A 21,939-nucleotide genomic window follows, 5' to 3' on the forward strand; every position below is an offset into this window, starting at 1 on the left:
GCTTGCTAGCATCGTGCGACATGCGGACCCTCTACCTGCGCAACGTCCCGGACGACGTGGTGGAGCGCCTGGAGCGGCTGGCCAAGCGCGAGTCCATGTCGGTCGGCGCCCTCGCCGTCCGCGAACTGAGCGCAGCAGCGCGCCGGGCCGACAACCCGGCTCTCCTCGCAGCGCTACCCGACCTCGACGTCCCCGTCGCGGACCTGGTCGGCGCCCTCGACGCCGACCGCGCGGGACGGTGATCGTCGCCGACGCCTCGGCCGTGGTCACCGCCCTGCTGAACGACGGTCCGGCACGTGCCTCCCTGTCCCGGGAACAGGTGCACGTGCCGCACCTGGTGGACGCCGAGGTGGCCAGCGCGCTGCGTCGTGTCGTGGCGGCCGGCCACGTGTCCCCTGAGGACGGGTGGACCGCACTCGACACGTGGCGGCGCCTCGGCGTCGTCCGTCATCCTGCAGGCGGCCTCCTGGAGCGCGTCTGGGAGTTGCGGGAGAACCTCACGGCCTACGACGCCGTCTACGTCGCCCTGGCCGAGGCACTGGACTGTCCGGTCGTCACCGGCGACGGACGGCTGGGCCGCGCACCGGGTGTGCGGTGTCCCGTCACGGTCCTCCCCCGGTAGCGGCCGGCGTCCGTCGCGCGATCGGGACCGGCCAGCCATCCTGCATCCCGTGACCGACGACCCGTACCGGCTCGCCCGCTTCGTCGTCGCCCAGGACGGCACCTACCCACAGGCCCTCGCCGAGCTGCGGGCCGGACGCAAGAGGAGCCACTGGATGTGGTTCGTCTTCCCGCAGGTGGCCGGGCTCGGCCGCAGCCCGACGGCGCAGCACTACGCGCTCAGCGGCCTCGACGAGGCCCGCGCCTACCTCGCCCACCCGGTGCTCGGCCCGCGCCTGGTCGAGTCCGCGCAGGCGCTCACCGAGATCGACCAGAGCGACCCGGAGGCGGTGCTCGGCACCGTCGACGCGGTCAAGCTGCGCTCGTCGATGACGCTCTTCGCCCGCGCCGACCCGGAGCAGCCGGTCTTCCGCGCGGTCCTCGACCGGTACTTCGGCGGGCAGGAGGACGAGGCGACGACGTCCCGGCTGTAGGTCCTGCCGCGCGGTGGCACGCGGTGTCGGCGAGGCTTGATCGCGTGAGTGACAACAGCGGGTCCGGATACGTCAGCAGCGGCCAGGAGTACAGCCGCGACACGAACTACATCACCGACCGGATCACCGCCGACGGCTCGAGCCCCTGGCCGGTCGAGGTCGGCCGCTACCGGCTGGTCATCGCGCGTGCCTGCCCGTGGGCCAACCGCGCGGCCATCGTGCGCCGGCTGCTCGGCCTGGAGCCGGCGTTCTCGATGGGCATCTGCGGGCCCACGCACGACGAGCGCAGCTGGACCTTCGACCTCGACCCCGGCGGTCGCGACCCGGTGCTGGGCTACGAGCGCCTGCAGGAGGCCTTCCTCGCCCGCGACCCCGAGTACCCGCGCGGCATCACGGTGCCGGCGATGGTCGACATCCCGACCAAGGCCGTCGTGACGAACGACTTCATGCAGATGACGCTGGACTTCTCCACCCAGTGGACGGCGCACCACCGCGACGGCGCCCCCGACCTCTACCCCGAGCACCTGCGCGACGAGATGGACGACGTCATGCAGCGGGTCTACACCGAGGTCAACAACGGCGTGTACCGGTGCGGGTTCGCGGGCTCGCAGCGCGCCTACGACAAGGCCTACGACCGGCTGTGGACGGCGCTGGACTGGCTGGAGGAGCGCCTCACGACGCAGCGCTACCTCATGGGCGACACGATCACCGAGGCCGACGTCCGGCTGTTCACCACGCTCGCCCGCTTCGACGCCGTCTACCACGGCCACTTCAAGTGCAACCGGCAGAAGCTGTCGGAGATGCCGGCGCTGTGGGGCTACGCGCGGGACCTGTTCCAGACGCCGGGGTTCGGGGACACCACCGACTTCCCGCAGATCAAGGAGCACTACTACGTCGTCCACGCCGACATCAACCCGACGCAGGTCATCCCGATGGGCCCGGACACCCGCAACTGGCTGACCCCGCACGGCCGCGAGGAGCTCGGCGGCTCCCCCTTCGGCGACGGCACCCCGCCCGGCCCGGTGGCCTCCGGCGAGGAGGTGCCGGCCGACCACGGTCCCGGCGGCACCGGTCACCGACCCGACGACGAGCGGCGGTGACCGTCCGGCGCTGAGGGGCGGTCAGTCGCCGCCGCCACCTCCACCGCCGTCCCCACAGCCGCCGTCGCCTCCCCAGCCGCCGGAGTCGGAGTGGCCGCCGTGGTGACCGTCGGACCAGGAGGAGTCGCCGTACGACCCCCCGTCGGCCCCGGCGGCCCGTGCGTGCCGGCCGGGCGGACGGGACCGGCCCAGCCGTGAGCTGAGCACCATCAGGAACGCCCCCACCAGCACGGTCACGATCACGAACGCCGTCACGGGCGGCACTGTGCACGACGTCGAGCCCGTGCGGGAGTGGTCGCCGCGCGGCGGTGTCCCCCGCGTCGTGAGGTCAGGTCGACGGGGGCGGAGGCGATGGTGTCACCACCGCCCCCGTCGTCCTGGGGTGTGGGCGGGGAAGTCAGGGGTGCCGGGCTGACGGCCGGCCGTCGCGCGGAACCCCCAGCCCCGATACCTCCCCGCCCGGTGGCCCCGGCCCAGTTCTGGCCAGGTCGGGGTCACGCCCGGGAGGGCGACGCACGGCCGGCGGTGCGGTGCGGGGTGGCCCCGACCTCGCCCGGCGGCTGGTGCGCGCCCGGCAGGGAGGTCAGTCGGGAGAGAAGGACGGGTCGCGCAGGTGGGCGGCCACGACGGCGGCGGCCGCCGTCGGTGCCGGGACGAGCGAGAAGGCCGCCGGCGGTGCCGCGGACGGGCAGACCGCCGCGACGGCGGCGAGCGAGGTCGACGACGACAGCGTCGGCGCGGCGGGCGCGGCCGGAGTGGAGTCCGGCGACGTCGGGCGGCCCGGGTCCGGGAGGCGCGGGGTCAACGGCAGGTTGCCGGCCGCGGGGGTCGACGCCGGGCTCGAGCCGGTCACCGGCTGGGTGCGCGCGGCGTCTTCACCGCGGGCCGACCGGGTGGGCGGTCCGACCAGCGCCGCGGTGGCCGACCCGCACCCCGTCTCGTCCGCGGAGACGGTCGGCGCAGGGGTGCCGACGACGGCGGCGACGGCGGACAGCGCTGCCCCGACCACGACGTCGGCGGCCGCGACCGTGGCGGTCGGGGGCGTCGCGGTCGGGGTGGTCGCGGTCGGGGTGGTCGCGGTCGTCGTGCTCACGGCGCCCGACGCGACGATCTCGTCGGACGGGACGGCCGACTCGGCCGGGGCATCGGCGGTGTCGGTGACCGGCGGGGTCACGGGTTCTGCGATCGGCTCGGCGACGGGTGGTGCGACGACCTCGACCACCGGCTGGACGACCTCGAGCACCGGCACGAGGACGTCGGGGACGACCGGCGGGAGGACGGGGTCCACCACCGGAGGCACCGCATCGACCACCGGCCCGACCACGTCGGGCAGGAGGACCTGGACGACGGGCACCACCGGGTCCACGACGGGCACCACCGGCGGCAGCCCCGGCTGCCCGGGGTCGGCCGGCACGTCGACGACCGGGGGGACGGCCGGCGGCACGACGTCGGGCAGGGGCACCGGGACGGCGGGGACCACCGGATCGACGGCCGGGGGGACGGCCGGCGGCACGACGTCAGGCAAGGGAACCGGGACGGTGGGGACCACCGGGTCGACGATCGGGACCACGGGCGGCAGCTCGGGCAGGCGGGGCGTCTCCGGGAGCACGACGACGGGCGGGACCCCGGGATCGACGACCGGCCCGACGACGTCGGGGACGACGTCCGGGACGGGGACCACGACCGGCGGCAGCACCGGCGGGTCCACGGGGGTCTCGACCGGCGGCAGCACCGGCGGATCGACAGGGAGCACGACCGGCGGCAGGTCGACGACCGGGGGCAGCTCGACGACCGGGGGCACCTCGACGACCGGCGGGACGTCGACGACCGGGGGCACCTCGACCACCGGGGGCACCTCGACGGGGGGACCCACCACCACCGGCGGCAGCTCGACGACCGGAGGCAGCTCGACAGGGGGACCCGCCACCACCGGCGGCACCTCGACCACAGGCGGCAGCACGGGGCCGCCGGGGGATCCCGGGCCACCGGCGGCCGGCGGCAGCTCCGGACGACCGGCCGGCGGTCCCGGACGCGCCTGCGGTCCGACCCCGGGAGCGGCCGCGCCGACGACCGGCTCGGCGACCTCGGCGACGGGCGGCGCGGGCTCCACGACCGGCTCGACCACCTCGGGCACCGGCTCGGTCACGGGCTCGACGACCGGCTCCACGACCTCGGAGACCGGCTCGGTCACGGTCTCGGTCACCGGGGACACAGGGTCGGCGGGCGGCTCCGGCGTCTCCGCGGGAACGTCGACGGCCGGAGCAGACGTCTCCGCGGGGACGTCGACGGCCGGAGCGGGCGGCTCCACGGGAGCAGGCGGCTCCACCGGAGCAGGCGGCTCGACCTCTGGAGCAGGCGGCTCGACCTCTGGAGCGGGCGGCTCCTCCGCGACCGCCTCCGGCACGACCTCGGCGACCGGCTCCACCACCTGCGCGGCGTCGTCGACACCCGCCGTGACCCCGTCCACCGCGCCACCGACGGGAGCGAGCGGGTCCTCGGCACGCGCCGGGGAGGACGCCAGGAGCGCCACGGCGTACAGGCCGGTCACCAGGCAGGCGAGCAGGAGGATCCTCTGCAGCCACGCCACGGCGACTGCGGGATCCGCAGTCGCCGGTGCCGAGTCTGCTCCCCGCACACGAGAAGACTAGAGCGGCCGAGTTCCGACCGCTCGTGGAGCACAAACCCGGGTCACACGATGCGGATCCGGATCCGGCGGAACCCCCGCCCCTTGTTCTCCAGCTTGACCACCTCGACCCGGCCGACCATCGCCGTCGACGCGACGTGCGTACCGCCGTCGGCCTGCAGGTCGAGGCCGACGATGTCGACCACACGCACCTGCTCGATGTCGGGCGGCAGCAGGTCGGTGGCCGTGCGGATGAGGTCGGGGATCGCGTAGGCCTCCTCGCGCGGCAGGGTGCGCACCTCGATCGGCCGGTCGGCGGCGATCTCGGCGTTCACCGCCTCCGCGATGCGGTCGCGGAAGTCGGCGGGCACCTCCGGCAGGTCGAAGTCCATGCGCGCGGTCAGCGGCTCCATGTTGCCGCCGGTGACCTTCGCGCCGAAGTCGCGCAGCACCACGCCGGTGAGCACGTGCAGCCCCGAGTGGGTGCGCATGAGCGCGGTGCGCCGCTCGTCGTCCAGCGCGCCGCGCACCGCCGTCCCCGGTGGCGGGACGGGGTCGCCCTCGACGGGGACCAGGTACAGGTCGTCGCCCTTGACCGTGCCGGCGATGCGGGTGCGCACCCCGCCCCACAGCAGCACGCCCTCGTCCGGCGGCTGCCCGCCCCCGCCCGGGTAGAAGGCCGACCGGTCGAGGACGACGCCCCGCTCCAGGTCGACGGCGACCACCGTCGCGTCCCACTCGCGGACGGTCGGGTCGGCCAGGTCGAGGCGGTGGGTGTGGCCGTGCCGGTCAGCGCTCACGGGGTCATGCTGCCGGTGCGGCGGCCGGTCCGGGCAGCGCGTCGGCGCGGGCGAGGAACGCGGCGACCAGCCGGGCGCACGCCGCGGCCGCCTCGGGCGCCCGCTCGGCGATCTCCCGCCGCAGCCCCGGGACCAGCGCGGCCGCCTCCGGCGGCGGCGGGCCGGTGAGCGCCCAGGTCTCCTCCCACGCCGCGAAGGCGCCCGGGTCGATCTCCGGGTGGAACTGCACGCCCAGGTGCGGGCCGGAGGTGAACGCCTGCACCGCGCGCCCGGTCCGCGCGACCTCGACCCCGCCGGGCGGCACGGTGAACCGGTCGCCGTGGTACTCGAACCACGGGCCGGCCGGCACCAGTGCGGGGTCGGCGGTCTCGACGTCGAGGAACCCGTGCTCGCCGGCCGGGGCCTGCGACACCTCCCCGCCGAGCACCCGCGCCAGCGCCTGCCCGCCGAAGCAGACCCCGAGCACCGGCGTCCCGGCGTCGACCGCCCGCCGCAGGTAGGCCAGCTCCGCACCCAGCCACGGCACCGTGTCGTCGTAGGCGGCGGCACCCGAGCCCATCACCACCAGCGTGCGCAGGCCGGCGGGATCGGGCAGGTCGGTGAGCAGCGGGGACGGCCCCACGGTGGTGCCGACGACGACCGCCAGCCCCTGCGCCTCCAGCGCGGGCCGCAGCGTGCCGGGCAGCCGGGCGCCGCGGGAGGGGTCGGCGTCGTGGACGAGGACGAGCGCGGTCTGCACGGGTGCAGTATCGGCGGGTGCCCGCCGCCCCCCGACCGTCCGTCCGCGTGGTGCCGACCGGGGACGTCGACCTCGCGGCCACCCTGCGTTCGGTCGTCTGGCTGCCGCGCGACCCGACGGCGCGACTGTCCCCCGGGCGGTTCGAGCGGGCCACCTGCACACCCGAGGGCGCCGGGACCGTCGTCGTCACCTGGGAGCCGGGCTCGGGCACCGCCCGGGTGGAGGCGTCCGGGGACGGCGCCGGGTGGCTGCTCGAGCGCGCGCCGCGGCTGCTGGGCTGCGAGGACGACGTGACCGGCTTCGACCCCGCCGGCCCGCCGCTGCGGGACCTGTGGCGGCGGCACGGCCGGCGGCGGATCGCCCGCACCGGCACGCTCTGGCACGACCTGAGCTGCCTGGTCGTGCAGCAGCGGATCAGCCGCCTCGACGCCGCCGAGCAGTGGCGCCGCCTGGTCACCACCCACGGCTCGCCCGCCCCCGGCGTCGACGGGCTGTGGGCGCCGCCGGCACCGGCCGCCCTCGCCCGGCTGTCCTCCGCCGCCCTGCACCCCCTCGGCCTGGAGCGCCGGCGGGCCTCGACGCTCGTGGCCGCCGGCGCCGCGCTGGCCGGGCACCAGGACCTCGCCGACGGCGACGTCGCGGCCGGCACGGCGGCGCTGCGCGCCCTCCCCGGCGTCGGCCCGTGGACCACCGGCTGCCTGGCCGCGCTCACCTGGGGCGACCGCGACGCCGTGGTGCCCGGCGACAGCGGCATCCCGTCGCTGGTGACGTGGGTGCTGGCCGGCCGGCCGCGCGGCGACGACGTGGCGATGCTCGAGCTGCTGGCGCCGCACCGGCCGCACCGCTACCGCGTGCTCGGCCTGGTGGTGGCCAGCGGCCGCCGCCCGCCGCGGACCTCCCCGCGCGGCCGACGCGAGGACATCAGCGAGGACATCACCCGCCGCTGACCGGCCGGTCCCGGCGGGGGCTTCCGCTGACACCCCCACCCGAGGAAGCTGAGGCACGCGGCGGTGCCGCGCGGGCGCCGCCGTCCGACAGGAGGACGGCATGTACGCACGCTCGACCACGCTCACCGGCACGCCCATGACCGTCGACGACGGCATCGCCTACGTCTGCGACGAGGTCATGCCGGCGATCACGGGCATGCCGGGCAACGTGGGCCTGTCCATGCTGGCCGACCGCGAGACCGGGCGCTGCGTCGTCACCTCCTCCTGGCGCGACCGCGAGGCGATGGCCGCCAGCGAGGACGGGGTGAAGGGGCTGCGGGAGCGGGCCGGCAGCATCTTCGGCGGCCCGCCCGAGGTGCACGAGTGGGAGGTCGCGGTCATGCACCGCCGCTCCGAGGCGCCGACGGGCGCGTGCACCCGGGTGACGTGGACGCGGGCCGACCCCGCCGACGTCGACCGCATCCTCGACGCCTACCGGACGATCATGGTGCCGCGGATGGAGGGCTACGGCGGCTTCTGCAGCGTGAGCCTGTTCCTCGACCGGGAGCAGGGCCTGGGCGTCTCCGCGGTGACGTTCGAGGACCGCGAGTGCATGGCCGCCAGCCGCACGCACGCCCGCGCCAGCCGGGACGACTTCGCCCGCCTCATGCGGATGGAGATCGTCGACCACGACGAGTTCGACCTCGTCCTCGCCCACCTGCGCGTCCCCGAGACCGTGTGAGGGCCCTCCTGCCCCCCACCACTCGCAGGCTCGCGGCGGGCCCCTGCAGGAGGGCCGGACTACAGGACGCGGGTGAAGGCCGGCCAGACGTCGTCGGGAGCGGCGGCGACCAGGCCGGCGCCGAGCGTGCGCGCCCAGGTCAGCTCCGTGCCCGCCTCGTCACGCCACGACCAGCAGCGCCGGGTGAGGTGGTGCAGCCGGTGCTCCTGGGTGAAGCCGATGGCGCCGTGCACCTGGTGGGCGAGCTTGGCGACGGTCTCCACCGCCTCCCCCGCGCGCACCTTCGCGGCCGCCGCGGCGAGCACCACGGTGTCCGCGCCGCGGTCGAGCGCCTGCACGGCGGCGTCGACGAGCGCGGCGGTGGCGGTGACCTCACCGGCCATCTGCGCGAGCTCGACCTGGATCGCCTGGAACTTGCCGAGCGGCCGGCCGAACTGCACCCGCTCGCCCGCGTACTGCACCGTCCAGGCCAGCACCTGCTCGAGCGCGGCGGAGATCTGCACCGCGCGCGCCAGCGCCGCGCGGGCCCGCACGAGGTCGACGGCGGCCGGCGGCAGCAGCGCGCCCGGTACGCCGACGCCGTCGAGCACCAGCGAGCCGCGCGGCTCCCCGGCGAGGTTGACCGCCCGGGAGGCGTCCAGGCCGGCGGCGTCGACGACGGCGAGCACCGCGCCCTCGATGCCGGCCGGCGGCGCGGCGAGCACCGCGACGTGCCGGGCGACGCCGGCCCACGGGACGTCGGTGGCGGTGCCGGTGAGGACGAACCGGCCGGGGCCGTCGCCGTCGTCGGAGGGCTCGGCGGTGACCGCGCCGTCCAGGGCGACCGTCAGCGGCTCCTCCGGGGCGGGCAGGTCGAGGTCGGCGGCCAGCACCGCGGGCCCGGCGACGAGCAGCTGCTCGGCCACCGGCACCGCACCGGCGCCCGCGGCCAGCGTGCGCACCACCGCGACGGCGTCGGCCAGCTCCCCGCCGGAGCCGCCGGCCTCCTCGGGCAGCCCGACGCCGGTCAGCCCGGCGTCGGCCAGGTCGGCCCACAGGCCCTCGTCCCACGGCCGCTCGGCGGTGAGCACGAACGGCTCGTGCCCGGCGAGGATCTCCCGGACGGTGGCGACCACCAAATCCTGGTCGGATGCCATCAGCGCAGCCCCAGCCCGCGCGCCACGATCCCCTTGAGGATCTCGTTGGTCCCGCCGCGCAGCGTGTAGCCCGGCGCGTGCAGCTGCGCCTCGGCCAGCGCCCGCCCCAGCGGGTCGGGGCTGTCCAGCGACGCCGGCACGTCGACCACCCGCCGGACCTCGTCGACGACGTCCTGCTCGAACGTCGTCCCCACGTCCTTGACCAGCGCGGCCGGGATGTCGGGCAGCTCCCCCCGGTCGAGCGCGGCGGCGATGCGCAGCGACAGCTGCCGCAGCGCCAGCGCCCGCGCCGACAGCCGGCCGAGCACCGCCAGCTGCCCGGGGTCACCGGAGGCGGCGGCGCGGCGGCCGAACTCGGCCAGCAGCGGCCAGGTGGACAGGAACCGCTCGGGCCCGGACCGCTCGTAGGCCAGCTCCGCGGTCACCTGCTGCCAGCCGGCGCCCTCGACGCCGAGCAGCATGTCGCCGGGGACGACGACGTCGTCGAAGACGACCTCGTTGAAGTGGTGGCCGCCGTCGAGGATGCGGATCGGGTTGACCGTGATGCCCGGCAGCGACAGGTCGACCAACAGCTGGGTCAGCCCCTGGTGCTTGCCGCGCGGGCCCTCCCCGGGCGGGGCGGTGCGCACCAGCACGATGCCGTAGTGGGAGTGGTGGGCGTTGCTCGTCCACACCTTCGCGCCGTTGACCACCCAGTCGCCGTCGCCGTTGCGGGTGGCGCGGGTGCGGATGGAGGCGAGGTCGGAGCCGCTGTCGGGCTCGCTCATGCCGATGACGAAGTAGCACTCGCCCGCGGCGATGCGCGGCAGGATCTCCTTGCGCTGCGACTCGGTGCCGTAGCGCAGCAGGTTCGGCCCCGACTGCCGGTCGGCGATCCAGTGCGCGGCCACGGGTGCGCCGGCGGCGAGCAGCTCCTCGGTGACGGCGTAGCGCTCCTGCGCCGTGCGCTCGTGCCCGCCGTACTCCTTCGGCCAGGTCATGCCCAGCCAGCCGCGGGCGCCGAGCTTGCGGGAGAAGCCGGGGTCGACGCCGGACAGCCAGGTGTCGACGTGCGTGGTGAAGGTGCCGGCGGCGAGCTCCTCGGCGAGGAACTGCCGCACCTCGAGGCGGACCTGCTCGGCGGCCTCGGACGGTGGCGCGGGCGCCAGGGTCAGCTGGTCGGTGCTCATGTGGACTCCGGTCCCCCCACGTCGGCGTGGCAGTGCTCCGCCACGGTTGTACAGCGCGCCGGCCGGTGCGCGCCCGGCAGGGTCAGCGGCGGTCGTCGCCCGGGAGGCGGTCGGCGGCGAGCTGGCGCAGCTCCGCCACGGCGTCGCCTGCGACCGTGGCCAGCCGGGTGGCCACGCCGGACACCACCCGGCGCAGGGCGGCGGCGTCGAAGCCGAGGAACTCCCCGATGCCCACCGCGACGTCGATGCCGGGCAGCCCGCGCGGCGGTGCCGGCGTCGCCACCTGGTCCGGCGACCAGCGCATCGCGTCGGCGGAGACGGTGAGGTCGCCGCCGGCCCCGTCGAGGGCGTCGGCGAGGTCCTCCCCGGGCGCGCGCCGCGGGGCGTCGTCCTCGTCGCCAGGTCCCACGGCCGCCTCCTCGGTGTCGGCTACGGGGATGGTCCGCCCGGCCGGGCCCGACCGCCAGGGGTCTCAGGCCAGCCGGGTGAGGGCCAGCAGCGCGACGTCGTCGGCCCGGCGGGGCCCGGTCAGCGCGGCCAGCAGCCGGTCGCAGAGCTCGTCCGGGTCGGCCGGGTCGCTGCCGGCGCCCTCGACGGCGACGGCCCGCAGCCGGGCCAGGCCGGTGTCGAGGTCGGCGGTGCGGCTCTCGACCAGCCCGTCGGTGTAGAGCACCAGCGTGGCGCCCACCGGCAGCTCCCCCGACCACTCCGGCGCCGGGCCGGGCGGCGCGCCCAGCAGCCGGCCGGGGGCGACGGCGAGCAGCTCGGCCCGGCCGCCGCCCACCAGCAGCGGCGGCAGGTGCCCGGCCGAGGCGATCCGCAGCGCCCCGGTGGCCGGGTCCAGCCGCGCGAACAGCGCCGTGGCCATGCGGGGCAGCCCGAGCAGCGGCCAGCTGCCGTGCAGCCGCTCGACCAGCTCCGCCGGGCCCGGCCGGTCGGCCAGCAGCGCCCGGTGCACGCTGCGCAGCTGGCCCATGGTCGCCGCGGCGGTGACGTCGTGGCCGACGACGTCCCCGACGGCCAGCGCGACGTCGCCCTCCGGCAGCGGGACGACGTCGTGGAAGTCACCGCCGACGTCGGCGCCGCGGCTGCCGGGCAGGTAGCGCACGGCCAGCGCGAGGCCGGGCACGTGCGGCGGCGCCGGCGGCAGCAGGCTGGCCTGCAGCGCGTGCGAGGTGCGCGACTCCAGCTCGACGCGGGCGGCGACCTCCAGGCCCTGCGACATCTGCAGGGCGAGCTGCTCGGCGGTCTCGACGTCGGCCTCGGTGAACGGCCCGCGGCGGGTGTCGTTGCCCAGGGTGATCACCCCGAGCGACCGGTTGTCGGCGACCAGCGGCACGCAGACGAGGTCGGTGAGCTCCAGCGCCTGCGTCACCGCCAGGTGACCGGGGCCGGTGACCATGCGCACGAGCCGGCCGGCGTCGACGCCGCGCAGCCACACCGTCCGCCGCCCGGCCATCGCCTGCACGCTGGGGTGGTTGCCGTCGCGGCGCGGCAGGTGGTGGTCGCGCAGCTGCTCGACCAGGTGCCGGCGAGCGGGGTCGGCGTGCGCCACCACCGGCTCGACCAGGCCGCGCTCGGTCAGCACGTCGATCACGCAGACGTCGGCCAGCCGGGCCACCGCCAGCGCGGCCAGGCCCTCCACCGTCTCGGTCATGCCGTGCCCGGCGGCCATGAGCCGCGCGGCCTCGAGCAGGAACGCCGAGCGGTCGGCCTGCCGGACGGTCTCCTCGTACAGCCGGACCCGCTCCAGCGCCTGACCGGCCTGCCGGCCCAGCGTCGCGAGCAGGTCGGCGTCGGCCGGGGCCAGCGCGCCGCGGGTGCCGGGCTCGCTCAGGCTGATCAGCTCGCTGTCGTCGGTGACGCCGAGGACGAGGACCAGCGCCCCCAGGTGCCGGTCGTCGGCGGCCGACACCGGGACGACGACCACCGACTCCTGCCCGGCCTCGGCCATCGCCGCGGCCAGCTCCGGCCACCGCTCGCGCAGCCCCGGGCCCAGCGGCACCGCCCGCACCCCGCCGGTGCGCACCAGCTCCACGCCGTCCGCGGCCGCCGTGACCAGGGCGTCCAGCAGCTCGGGGGGCAGGCCGTCGGCGGCGGCGAGCGCGACCGGCAGCGGCCGCCCCTCCGCCGCCGGACCGGGGCGGGGCACCGCCAGCCACAGCCCGGCGCCGCCGGCCTGCAGCGCGGCTCGGGCGCGGCGGACGACGACGTCGGCGACCTGCTCGGCCGAGGCCGCGGCGGCGAGCTCGGAGACGACCTGCTGCAGCGTGCGCGCCCGCGCCTCGGAGTCGGCGGCCGCCCGCTGCGCGGTCAGCAGCGCCCGCTCGTAGCGCCGCCGGGAGGTGGCCTCGAAGACGGTGGCGCGCACCAGCAGCGGCCGGCCGTCGTCGTCACGCACCTCGACGGCGTTGAGCAGGCAGGGCAGCACCGAGCCGTCGTCGCGGACGACGTCGAGGGCCACCTCGCGCACCGCCCCCTGCAGCCGCAGCAGCGGCGCGAGGTGGGTCTCGTAGTAGACCCGCCCGCCGGCGCTGAGCAGGTCGGGCAGCCGGCGGCCGAGGACCCGCTCGGGAGGGTGGCCGGTCCACGCGCAGAACGTGCCGTTGACCTTGACCACCCGCCCGTCGGGGACCATCGACAGGTAGCCGCACGGCGCGTTCTCGTAGAGGTCGGCCGGGTCCTCCTCCAGCAGCCGGGCAAGCCCGGCCGGCCGCTCCTGCTGCTCCCCCACGGTGCCGGTCCGCCTCAGCGCTCGAGGAACGCCCGGATGGCCGCGACCGTCTCCTCCGGCGCCGACAGGTGCGGGCAGTGCCCGGTCGCGGCCAGCTGCGTGAAGACGCTGCCCGGGACCTGCTGGTGCACGTAGCGGCCGACCGGCTCGGGGGCGATCGAGTCGTCGGTGCACTGCAGGACGAGCGTGGGCACGCGGACGGCCGGCAGGTCGGCGCGGTTGTCGGAGAGGAACGTGACCCGGGCGAACTGGCGGGCCACCACGGGGTCGGTGCGGCAGAAGCTCGCGGTCAGCTCGGCGGTCACCTCCGGGTTGCCCGGCCCGGCGACCACCGGGGCCAGCGCCGCGGCCCACTGGTCGGGGTTGCTGTCGAGGGAGTCCAGCAGCGCGGCGACGTCGGCCCGGCTGAAGCCGCCGGTGTAGCCCTCGTCGTCGACGTAGCGCGGGCTGGGACCGACCATGACCAGCGCCCCGAAGTGCTCCGGTGCCCGCAGGACGGCGAGCACGCCGATCATGGCGCTCACCGAGTGCCCGACGAAGACCACGTCGTGCAGGTCCAGCTCGCGGCAGATCGCGACGACGTCGTCGGCGTAGCCGGCCAACGACGCGTACCGCTGCGGGTCGTAGGCACCGAGGTCGGAGCCGCCGGAGCCGACGTGGTCGAAGGTGACCACCCGGTGGTCGACGGCGAACTCCGGCGCGACGGCGCGCCACATGGTCTGGTCGCAGCCGAAGCCGTGCGCCAGCAGCATCGGCCGGGCCGCCTCCGGACCGCTCACGCGCAGACAGTTCCGCGTGACCACGCTCACCGCTCCGACCGTAACGGACGGAGGCGTCCCTGTCCCCGTCCGGTCCGGCCGCGCCCGGGGACACGCCGGTACGGCCCGCCCGGCCCCGTGCTCCGGGGCCCTCGCTCCGGGGGCCCCTACCAGCGGGAGGTGCCGCAGTCGCGGCAGCGCTTCTTCACGGTCGTGGTCTCGCCGGAGCAGTTCGGGCAGGTCCAGGTGGCCCGCTCGGCGGTGCGCCGGGTCGTGCGTCCGGTGACGGTGGTGCTCATCGGTGTCTCTCCCCTGTCGTCCGGGAGCCCCCGACGGTAGGCCGCCGGGATGACGGGGAGGTGTCGATCAGGTAGCCGACGGTGACGGGCCTCCCCGGGCTCGCGGGGCCATCCCGTCACGCGGGACTGGCGGGGCACTGGGACGCGGGTGCAAGTGGGCCTCCCAGTCGGGCTGCAGTCCCGCGCAGGAGGCGGGCGGGAGCGTCCTCGCAGCGAGCCGGACCGCGGCTCCCCACCGAGGAGGCACTGCCATGACCCGCACCCGCCTGACCCGCACGCTGCTCCGCACCGCCGTCCCCACCGCCGCCTTCGCCGCGGTGGTCGCCACCACCGGCACCGCGTCGGCCGACTCCTACGCCTACAACGCCTACGACACCGACGCCAACGGCTACATCGACCTCTACGCCTTCGACGACAGCGGCGACGGCTACGAGGACACCTGGGCGGTCGACTGGGACGAGAACGGCCTGACCGAGCAGATCGCCGTGGACACCGACGGCGACGGCTGGGCCGACACCTTCGCCTTCGACAGCGACGAGGACGGCTACGTCGAGGAGGTCGGCGTCGACACCACCTACAACGGCCTGCCCGACGTCTGGGGCGCCGACACCGACTACGACGGCTACGTGGACGCGGTGGCCTACGACTACGACGACGACGGCTACGCCGACTACTCCGAGCTCGCGTCCTCCGCGTCCTACGCCTACACGTCGGTGAGCTACGTGTTCGCCGAGGCCGACGGCTGGGCCTACTGGGAGGTCAGCGTCGAGTACGGCTACGGCCTGGTCTCCGAGCAGACCGCGGACAGCGGCATCGACGCGAAGACCAGCGCCCTGACCATCACGGGGAACACCGCCGACGACGACGCCGGCGACATGGTCGCCGACGCGCTGCGGCAGCTGTTCTGACCCCGCACCGATGACCTGCACGGCCGGCGCCGGCCAGGAAGACGGGGTCCCCCCACCCTCCTGGCCCCGGCGCCGGCGGGCGCGTGTCCGGCACCGGCACACGACACGCGCGCGGGAGGTGACAACGGCCGGGCGGAGAGCGCAAGATGGGCGGTTGCCGCACGGCCCCGGAATGGCACGGGAATGGCGGCGAGAAGTAGATCGGCCACCATTCTAGCAGAGGGAAGTGCATTGCCGGCCACCCCGTCCGACGTCGTCCCCGACCCCGAACTGGCCCGCGAGCAGGAGTACGTCACCGACCTCTACACCCGCCTGGACGCCGCCCGCGAGCTCGCCGCCCGCCGGATGCGCCAGGCGATCACCTGGCCCGCCGTCGACCCGCAGGCGCTGCAGGAGCGCGACGCCACGGTGCGCTTCCACGGCGAGCGGGTCGTCGCCCTCGACGCCGCCGAGGCCGGGCTGTGCGTCGGCCGCATCGACCGGGCCGACGACGGCGGCGCACTCTACGTGGGCCGGATCGGCCTGCCCGCCGACGACCCGGCCGGCGACCCGGCGCTGGTCGACTGGCGGGCGCCGGCCGCGCGGCCGTTCTACACCGCCACGCCGGTGCACCCGCTGGGCATCGTGCGGCGCCGGCACATCCGCACCCGCGGGCGCACCGTCGTCCGCCTCGACGACGAGGTGCTCACCACCGGCGTCGCGGGCTCCGGGCTCACCGGGGAGGCGGCGCTGCTGTCGGCGCTGGACGCCTCCCGGACCGGGCGCATGACCGACATCGTGCGCACCATCCAGGCCGAGCAGGACCGGATCATCCGCAGTGACGCCGCGGGCGTGCTCGTCGTCCAGGGCGGGCCAGGCACCGGCAAGACGGCGGTGGCGCTGCACCGGGCGGCCTACCTGCTCTACACCCACCGCGAGCGGCTGGCCCGCCGCGGCCTGCTGGTCGTCGGCCCGACCCCGACGTTCCTGCGCTACATCGCCGACGTGCTGCCCTCCCTCGGCGAGACCGGGGTGCTGCTCGCGGGGCTGGGCCAGCTGCGGCCGGGCCTCGACGCCCGCGGCGAGGAGTCCCCGGAGGCGGCCGCGGTCAAGGGGCGGCTGGAGATGGTCGACGTGCTGCGCGCCGCGGTCGCCGCCCGCCAGGTGGTGCCCGAGGCGCCGGTCGAGCTGGAGGTCGAGGGCTACCGGCTGCGGCTGCGACCGGTCGACGTCAGCCGCGCCCGCAACGCCGCCCGCCGGGCCGACCCGCTGCACAACCTCGGCCGGCCGGTGTTCGTGCAGCGGGTGGTCGACACGCTCACCCGCCGCTACGTCGAGCGGCTCGGTGCCGGCGTGCAGGCCGGCCGCGACCTGCTCGACCGGGAGGACGTCGCCGCGCTGCGCCGCGAGGTGGCCGGCGACCCCGCCGTGCGGTCGCTGCTGGCCCGGCTGTGGCCGGTGCTCACCCCCGAGCGGCTGCTCACCGACCTCTACGCCGACCCGGCTCGCATCGCCGAGGCCACGCCCGGGTGGTCCGACGCCGACCGGGCGCTGCTGCACCGGCCGCGCGGCAGCGCGACGACACCGGCACAGTGGACGCCGGCCGACGTGCCGCTGCTGGAGGAGGCCGAGGAGCTGCTCGGCTTCGACGACAGCGCCCAGCGGGCCCGCGCCGAGCGCGACCGGCAGCGCGCCCTGCGCCGGGCACAGGAGACCCTCGACGTGCTGCACGGCTCCCGGTCGGTCGACCTGGAGGACGAGCACCTGGCCGCCGAGGTGCTCAGCGCCGGCGACCTGCTGTCGGCCGAGGACCTCGCCGACCGGCACCGCGAGCTCGACCTGCGCACCACCGCCGAGCGGGCCGCCGCCGACCGGACGTGGACCTTCGGCCACGTCGTCGTCGACGAGGCCCAGGAGCTCTCGCCGATGGCGTGGCGGCTGCTGGTGCGCCGCTGCCCGACCCGGTCGATGACCGTCGTCGGCGACGTCGCCCAGACCGGCAGCCTGGCCGGCACCGACCGCTGGGAGGAGGTGCTCGCCCCGCACGTCGGCAACGCCTGGCGGCTGGAGGAGCTGACGGTCAACTACCGGACGCCGGCGGAGGTCATGGCGGTGGCCGCGGAGGTGCTGGCCGCCACCGGCACCGGCCTGCGCCCGCCGCGGTCGGTGCGCACCGGCGGCGCGCCCCCCGTCGCGGAGGTCACCGGGGAGGCCGGGCTGGCCGCCCGGGCCGCCGCCGTCGGCGCCGGCCTCGCCGGGCACGAGGGGACGACGGCACTGGTCGTGCCGCCGAGCCGGCGCGACGACGTCGTCGCCGCGCTGTCGGCGCTGCGGCCGGACGTGCAGTCCGGGCCCGACGCCGACTCCTCGCTGGGACCGGTGGTGCTGCTGCCGGGCGAGACCAAGGGGCTGGAGTTCGACTCGGTCGTCGTCGTGGACCCGCAGGGGGTGCTCGACGAGGGCGTGCGCGGCCTCAACGACCTCTACGTGGCGCTGACCCGGGCCACGCAGCGGCTGACCGTGCTCTCCCCCGGCCCGCTGCCGGCGGTGCTGGCCGGGCTGGGCGCCGTCGCGGCGTAGCGGGAGGACCGCCGCACCTCCCCGCCGAGGTGTCCTCGGCGGGCGCTCGTGCTCTGCACACAGGTGTGTGCAGAGCACGAGCGTCCGCGGGACTACCCGTGGGCGGCGGCGGGGCGGAGGACGACGCCGCTGGCCGGGCGGGCCGGGATGCGCCGCAGCGAGATGGTGAGGTCCTGGTCGGCGGGGACGTCCAGGGGCAGCCGCGCCAGGCAGGGCGCCAGTGCCGCCAGCAGCGCCACGGTGATCTGCTCGCCGGGGCAGCGGTGGCCGGTGCGGGGGTCCCCGCCGCCCTGGGGCACCAGGTCGTAGGCGCCGATCTCCCGGCCGAGGAAGCGCTCGGGCCGGAAGGCGTAGGGGTCCTCCCACAGCTGCGCGTCGTGGTTCTGCCCGTAGAGGTCGAGCAGCACCATCGCGTTGCGCGGGATGGTCTGCCCGCCGAACTCCACGCGCCGCGGCGCCCGGCCGCCGATGAACGGCGCGAACGGGTAGAACCGCCGGACCTCGTGCGCCCACGCCTCGGCGAACGCCGGGTCGGCGGCCAGCCGCTCCCGGTACTCGGGCCAGCGGGCCAGCGCGTGCCCGGAGAAGGCCGTGAACCAGGCCACCGCCGTCGTCGGCCGGATGACGTTGAGCAGCTCGACGGCGGCCAGCCGCGGGTCGAGCAGCCCGCCGTCGAGGTCGCGGTGCGCGGCGACGACCCGCAGCGCCGACCCCGGCGGCGCGTCGAGCTCGCCGGACCGGACCCGCTCGACGATCCCGGCCAGCCACCGCTCGCGCCGTCCCCGGGCCCGTCGGGCGCGCCAGTGCCGCGGGCCGGCGGTGGCGAAGCCGTCGACCATCGCCCGCAGGTCGGCGGCCAGCGCCGGCACCTCCGCGTCGGACACCGGCACGCCCGCCCAGCGGGTCACCGCGCCGGCGATCACCTCCGACGACGCGTCGAGGAGCACCACCTGCGGGCGGGTGACCCACTCGCGCGCCGCGTCGTCCCACGCCGCCGTGGTGCGCCCGACGAGGGCGTCGATGCCGGCGGGGTCCATGAGCACCTGCACGAACATCGCCTTGCGGACGCGGTGCGCCTCGCCGTCGAGGGTGTGCACCGCGCCCTTGCCGAACAGCGTCCCCTGCACCGGCTCGGGGAGGGCGTGCGAGCGGCGCACGTGGTCCTCGTCGTAGAGGAAGCGGGCCGCCTCCGGGCCCTCGATCCCCACCGCGGGCAGACCGCCGAGCCGGGTGCCGACCGCTCGCCCGCCGGAGGCGCGGCGCAGGTCGGGCAGCCAGGCGTAGCCCTTGGCGAGCAGGGCGAGGGAGTTCTCCAGACGCATGGGTCCGCCCGTGCCCCGGACCGGGAGCGGGCAACCGCTCAGCCGGGGCGTTGCGACTGCAGCCGGTCGTCGCGCGGCTCGGTCGCGGTGTCGGCCGGCGCCTCCGCGTCCGGCCGGTCGTCGCGCCGGCCCGCCGAGCGGCCGTGGCCCAGCCGGCGCAGCAGCGCGGCGACCTCGCCGGCGGCCGACGTCGTCGCCGTGCCCTCCGGCAGCCGGGCGGCGACCTCCTGCAGCGCCTCCGCCAGGCCGCGCTCGTCGGCGTCGAGCATGCCGCGGTAGGCGGGGTCGAGCAGGTAGCCCGTCGGCGGGGTGGACAGGCAGCCGATGAGGTCGAGCAGCACCTCCAGCCGCCGCGCCGCCTCCGCCGGGGAGGTGTCCCCGCTGGCCATGGCCACCGTCTCGACGTCCTGCTCCCACAGCCGGCTGCGGGCGACGTCCTCCTGCAGCGCCAGCACGGTGCCCGACGGGCGCGACTCCCGCGATCCCTGCACGGCGCTGCGCACCTGGTGGGCGATGCGGATGAGGTCGTCGTCGAGCATCGAGGTGCCCACGAACAGCACGTGCCGGGTGAGCAGCAGCGAGTGCAGGACGCCGGCCAGCGCGGCCCGCGAGTCGCCCAGCTGCAGGTACTCCTCGCGGGTGAGGACGACGCTGTCGGGGTGCGCGGCGTCGCCGTGCAGCTTGAGCAGCCACGGCCGGCCGGGCCGCGCCTCGTCGTAGGGCAGCACCGACAGGTCGCGGCCGATGTCGGCGGCGGCGAGCTCCACCAGCGGGTCGTAGTTCGTCGTCACGAACTCCTGCACCGGCAGGTCGGCGATCAGCGCGTGCGCCAGCGCGTAGGGGCCCGGCCCGAAGCGGTCCTGCACGAACTCCTCGAGCCGCTCCCGGCCCAGCTCGCGGGCCAGGAGCGCCGCGGCGTCCTGCGGCGGCAACCGGGACAGGCCCTCGCGCAGGTCCTCGCCCAGGCCCGAGTGCCCGGCCAGCTCGCCGAGCAGCTGCTCCCACGTGGGCAGGCCGGCGGCGGCGCTCACCCCGGCGCCGATGAACAGCGCCAGCTGGCCGCGCCGCGCCCGCTCCCCCAGCTGCTCGGCCAGCACGCACAGCGGCTCGGGCAGGTCCCAGCCGGTCCCCTCCCCGCGGCGGATCCGCTGGGCGGCGGCCAGGTCGCTGGACCCGCGCAGCACCAGCGCGACGTCGAACCCGTGCTCGTCGGCGGCCTCCCGCAGCACCGGCAGCAGCTGCCGGATGAGGTCACCGCGGCGCCCGGCCGCGCCGCCCCAGCCGGTGCCCAGCGCCGGCAGGCCGACCAGCCGCCGGGCCCGGCCGTGCACCGGCTGCGCCACCTCGCGGGCGGCGACGGCGGCCAGCGCCTCGCGGGCGCCGTCGAGCAGCCAGTCCAGGCCGCGGCCGTCGTCGTCGACGGTGTCGAGCAGCCACACCTGCCGCGGCCCGCCCCCGGGCACCGGCAGCACCCGCTCGTCGCCGGACCAGGCGAGGTCGACGCAGACGCCCTGCTCGTCCTCGTCGCTGACCAGGTCGGCGGGCAGGAGATCCCGCCAGCTCGCGGCCACGCGGAGGCTGCGCCCGGTGGGCACCAGCACGTCGTCGCAGGACAGGCGGGTGAGGTCGGCACCGACCACGAAGACGTGTCCACTCACGCCCGGGCCCTACCCCCGGGACCGGCCCTCCGGAACCGGCTGCGCCCGCAAGTCGCCCGCAGGGCCGGTGCAAGCCCGCCCGGCGAGGGTCGCGACCGTGATCCCCCGCCGCCTCGTGCTGCCCGGCTCCCTGGCCGCCGCGCTGCTGCTCCCGGCCTGCGCCACCGCCGGAACCGGCGCCGGAACCGGCACCGCGACCCCGGCCGGTCCGGTGACCGTCGCGGCCGCCGGCGTCCCCGACCGGCCCGCCGGCGCGCTCCCGGCGCCGCTGACCGAGGTGCTCGGCTTCGCCGACCTGGGCCCCGACGCCGGCCCCGCGGGCGCCGCGGTGGCGCTGGCCGCGGACGGCGGCAACGGCGTCCTCGTGTGGCTCGACCGCGACCCCTCCGACGCGGCCGCGGGTTCGGTCCTCGTCGACGTGGGCCCGGTCACCGCCGACGGCGGCGGGGAGGGGTCCCCGGTGACCCCCGAGCCGGTCTCGTCCGTGGCGGTGCCCGCGGTGTCGGAGCTGGTCGACCTGCAGGCCACTGCCGACGGCGTCCTGGTGGTCGGCGAGCTGACGTGGCCGGACGGGACCGCCGGCTGGGGTCTGCTGCGGGTGGACGGGAGCGGGCGGGCCGACACCGTCGCCGTCGACTCCCCCGAGCTGGTCGGCAGCCGGACCCGCGCCACCGTCCTCACCGAGGGCGGGGACACGCTGGTGCTCGCGCTCGGCGCCGCAGCGCCGGCGCCGCACCTGGTGGCGGTCGACGCCGCCGACGGCGGGGTGCGGGCCACCACCGGCCTCGCCGTCCCCGGCGCCACGACCGCGCTGCCCCAGGACGTCGCCGTCGCACCCGACGGGGACCTGGTGGTGGCGCTCGACGCCGACGTCGACGTCCGCGGCGCGCGGCCGCGCGCGGTCCTCACCACCGTCGACGCCGCGTCGGCCGAGGCGCCGGGCGAGCCGTTCGACCTCGGCTCGGGCGAGGGGGCCAGCGGCGTCGGGGAGGTGGCCGTGGGCGGCGACGGGACCGCCTGGGTGACCGTGGCGGGCTGGGACCCGGCCGACCCCGCCGACGTCACGTGGCGCCTGGTCGGCGTGGCCGGCGACGTGCTGCAGGAGATCGACCTGCCCGCCGACGCGGTCCCCGGCGGCGACCTCGCCGTCGACCCGGCCGGCGCCACCGCCTACCTGCCGGGCTCGGTCGCGGGCGTGCCGCACCTGTTCGTCGTCGACCTGGCCGCCGGCACCACCGAGCCGGTGCGGCTGGCCGCCGCCGGGCACACGGCCGACGTGGCGGTGGCCTCCGACGGCGCGACGGTGTGGGTCAGCGGGACCGACGGCGCAGGCCGGCCGGGGGTGTGGCTGGTCGGCTGAGGTCCGAGGCGC

21 protein-coding genes are annotated in these 21,939 nt (G+C 77.0%); 9 read left to right on the top strand and 12 right to left on the bottom strand.

Annotated features, from left to right (window positions below):
- Positions 1 to 20: 20 nt before the first annotated feature.
- From CHC04_RS12635 to CHC04_RS12650, 4 genes are read left to right on the top strand one after another with little or no spacing between them, the layout of a single operon-like run.
- Positions 21 to 242 carry an antitoxin gene (locus tag CHC04_RS12635; RefSeq protein ID WP_089404280.1) on the top strand — a complete coding sequence of 74 codons (222 nt, stop codon included), beginning with the start codon at positions 21 to 23 and terminating at the stop codon, positions 240 to 242.
- Positions 239 to 622, top strand: coding sequence for a type II toxin-antitoxin system VapC family toxin (locus tag CHC04_RS12640; RefSeq protein ID WP_089404281.1), 384 nt, complete (start codon positions 239 to 241; stop codon positions 620 to 622). Before CHC04_RS12635 ends, CHC04_RS12640 begins: the two co-directional genes overlap by 4 nt.
- 49 nt (positions 623 to 671) lie before the next feature.
- A complete protein-coding gene (locus CHC04_RS12645) occupies positions 672 to 1,094 on the top strand; it encodes a DUF1810 domain-containing protein (protein WP_089404282.1) in 423 nt (140 codons plus the stop codon).
- A gap of 44 nt (positions 1,095 to 1,138) precedes the next feature.
- Entirely contained in the window at positions 1,139 to 2,194 is a 1,056-nt protein-coding gene (locus tag CHC04_RS12650; protein ID WP_089404283.1) for a glutathione S-transferase family protein, read from the top strand.
- A 21-nt stretch (positions 2,195 to 2,215) separates the two neighbouring features.
- On the opposite strand, the gene CHC04_RS12655 is transcribed toward CHC04_RS12650, so the two are convergent.
- From CHC04_RS12655 to CHC04_RS12670, 4 genes are all read right to left on the bottom strand, one after another.
- A complete protein-coding gene (locus CHC04_RS12655) occupies positions 2,216 to 2,449 on the bottom strand; it encodes a hypothetical protein (protein WP_176449983.1) in 234 nt (77 codons plus the stop codon).
- Positions 2,450 to 2,777: 328 nt separating this feature from the next.
- Positions 2,778 to 4,781, bottom strand: coding sequence for a hypothetical protein (locus CHC04_RS12660; RefSeq protein WP_089404284.1), 2,004 nt, complete (start codon positions 4,779 to 4,781; stop codon positions 2,778 to 2,780).
- 101 nt (positions 4,782 to 4,882) lie between these two features.
- Positions 4,883 to 5,617 (bottom strand): alanyl-tRNA editing protein, encoded by a 735-nt coding sequence (locus CHC04_RS12665; protein WP_089404285.1) that lies wholly within the window; start codon positions 5,615 to 5,617, stop codon positions 4,883 to 4,885.
- 4 nt (positions 5,618 to 5,621) lie between these two features.
- Positions 5,622 to 6,356, bottom strand: a complete 735-nt coding sequence (locus CHC04_RS12670) for a type 1 glutamine amidotransferase (RefSeq protein ID WP_217897337.1) — start codon at positions 6,354 to 6,356, stop codon at positions 5,622 to 5,624.
- 47 nt (positions 6,357 to 6,403) lie between these two features.
- On the opposite strand from CHC04_RS12670, the gene CHC04_RS12675 reads away from it, so the two are divergent.
- Both CHC04_RS12675 and CHC04_RS12680 read left to right on the top strand, forming a co-directional pair.
- Complete coding sequence (locus CHC04_RS12675) at positions 6,404 to 7,303, top strand: DNA glycosylase family protein (protein WP_141233788.1); 900 nt, start codon at positions 6,404 to 6,406, stop codon at positions 7,301 to 7,303.
- Between the two features lie 100 nt (positions 7,304 to 7,403).
- A complete protein-coding gene (locus tag CHC04_RS12680) occupies positions 7,404 to 8,024 on the top strand; it encodes a putative quinol monooxygenase (protein WP_089404287.1) in 621 nt (206 codons plus the stop codon).
- Between the two features lie 59 nt (positions 8,025 to 8,083).
- Here the strand turns inward: CHC04_RS12680 and CHC04_RS12685 are convergent, their stop codons facing one another.
- From CHC04_RS12685 to CHC04_RS25305, 6 genes are all read right to left on the bottom strand, one after another.
- Positions 8,084 to 9,139, bottom strand: a complete 1,056-nt coding sequence (locus tag CHC04_RS12685; protein WP_245817152.1) for an acyl-CoA dehydrogenase family protein — start codon at positions 9,137 to 9,139, stop codon at positions 8,084 to 8,086.
- A gap of 20 nt (positions 9,140 to 9,159) precedes the next feature.
- On the bottom strand, positions 9,160 to 10,329 hold the full coding sequence (locus CHC04_RS12690; protein ID WP_089404289.1) for an acyl-CoA dehydrogenase family protein: 1,170 nt from the start codon (positions 10,327 to 10,329) through the stop codon (positions 9,160 to 9,162).
- Between the two features lie 82 nt (positions 10,330 to 10,411).
- Positions 10,412 to 10,738 carry a hypothetical protein gene (locus tag CHC04_RS12695; protein ID WP_089404290.1) on the bottom strand — a complete coding sequence of 109 codons (327 nt, stop codon included), beginning with the start codon at positions 10,736 to 10,738 and terminating at the stop codon, positions 10,412 to 10,414.
- Positions 10,739 to 10,801: 63 nt separating this feature from the next.
- Positions 10,802 to 13,063 (bottom strand): SpoIIE family protein phosphatase, encoded by a 2,262-nt coding sequence (locus tag CHC04_RS12700; protein WP_245817153.1) that lies wholly within the window; start codon positions 13,061 to 13,063, stop codon positions 10,802 to 10,804.
- Between the two features lie 14 nt (positions 13,064 to 13,077).
- Positions 13,078 to 13,842, bottom strand: a complete 765-nt coding sequence (locus tag CHC04_RS12705; RefSeq protein WP_245817154.1) for an alpha/beta fold hydrolase — start codon at positions 13,840 to 13,842, stop codon at positions 13,078 to 13,080.
- Between the two features lie 146 nt (positions 13,843 to 13,988).
- A complete protein-coding gene (locus tag CHC04_RS25305) occupies positions 13,989 to 14,120 on the bottom strand; it encodes a hypothetical protein (protein WP_281252231.1) in 132 nt (43 codons plus the stop codon).
- 251 nt (positions 14,121 to 14,371) lie between these two features.
- Between CHC04_RS25305 and CHC04_RS12710 the strand changes: the two genes are divergently transcribed.
- Positions 14,372 to 15,028 (top strand): hypothetical protein, encoded by a 657-nt coding sequence (locus CHC04_RS12710; protein ID WP_089404292.1) that lies wholly within the window; start codon positions 14,372 to 14,374, stop codon positions 15,026 to 15,028.
- 231 nt (positions 15,029 to 15,259) lie between these two features.
- On the top strand, positions 15,260 to 17,587 hold the full coding sequence (locus CHC04_RS12715) for a HelD family protein (RefSeq protein ID WP_245817155.1): 2,328 nt from the start codon (positions 15,260 to 15,262) through the stop codon (positions 17,585 to 17,587).
- 92 nt (positions 17,588 to 17,679) lie between these two features.
- Here CHC04_RS12715 and CHC04_RS12720 read toward each other — a convergent pair whose 3' ends face one another.
- On the bottom strand, positions 17,680 to 18,909 hold the full coding sequence (locus CHC04_RS12720; RefSeq protein ID WP_089404294.1) for a cytochrome P450: 1,230 nt from the start codon (positions 18,907 to 18,909) through the stop codon (positions 17,680 to 17,682).
- A 38-nt stretch (positions 18,910 to 18,947) separates the two neighbouring features.
- Positions 18,948 to 20,567: an SIR2 family NAD-dependent protein deacylase gene (locus tag CHC04_RS12725; RefSeq protein ID WP_089404295.1), complete on the bottom strand. Its 1,620-nt coding sequence runs from the start codon at positions 20,565 to 20,567 to the stop codon at positions 18,948 to 18,950.
- A 97-nt stretch (positions 20,568 to 20,664) separates the two neighbouring features.
- Between CHC04_RS12725 and CHC04_RS12730 the strand changes: the two genes are divergently transcribed.
- The gene (locus CHC04_RS12730) at positions 20,665 to 21,927 is read left to right on the top strand and encodes a hypothetical protein (RefSeq protein ID WP_089404296.1); all 1,263 of its coding nucleotides are present in this window, start codon (positions 20,665 to 20,667) and stop codon (positions 21,925 to 21,927) included.
- The last annotated feature ends 12 nt before the right edge of the window (positions 21,928 to 21,939 follow it).

This window comes from Geodermatophilus saharensis (assembly GCF_900188205.1).
In the GTDB taxonomy this organism is placed as follows: domain Bacteria; phylum Actinomycetota; class Actinomycetes; order Mycobacteriales; family Geodermatophilaceae; genus Geodermatophilus; species Geodermatophilus saharensis.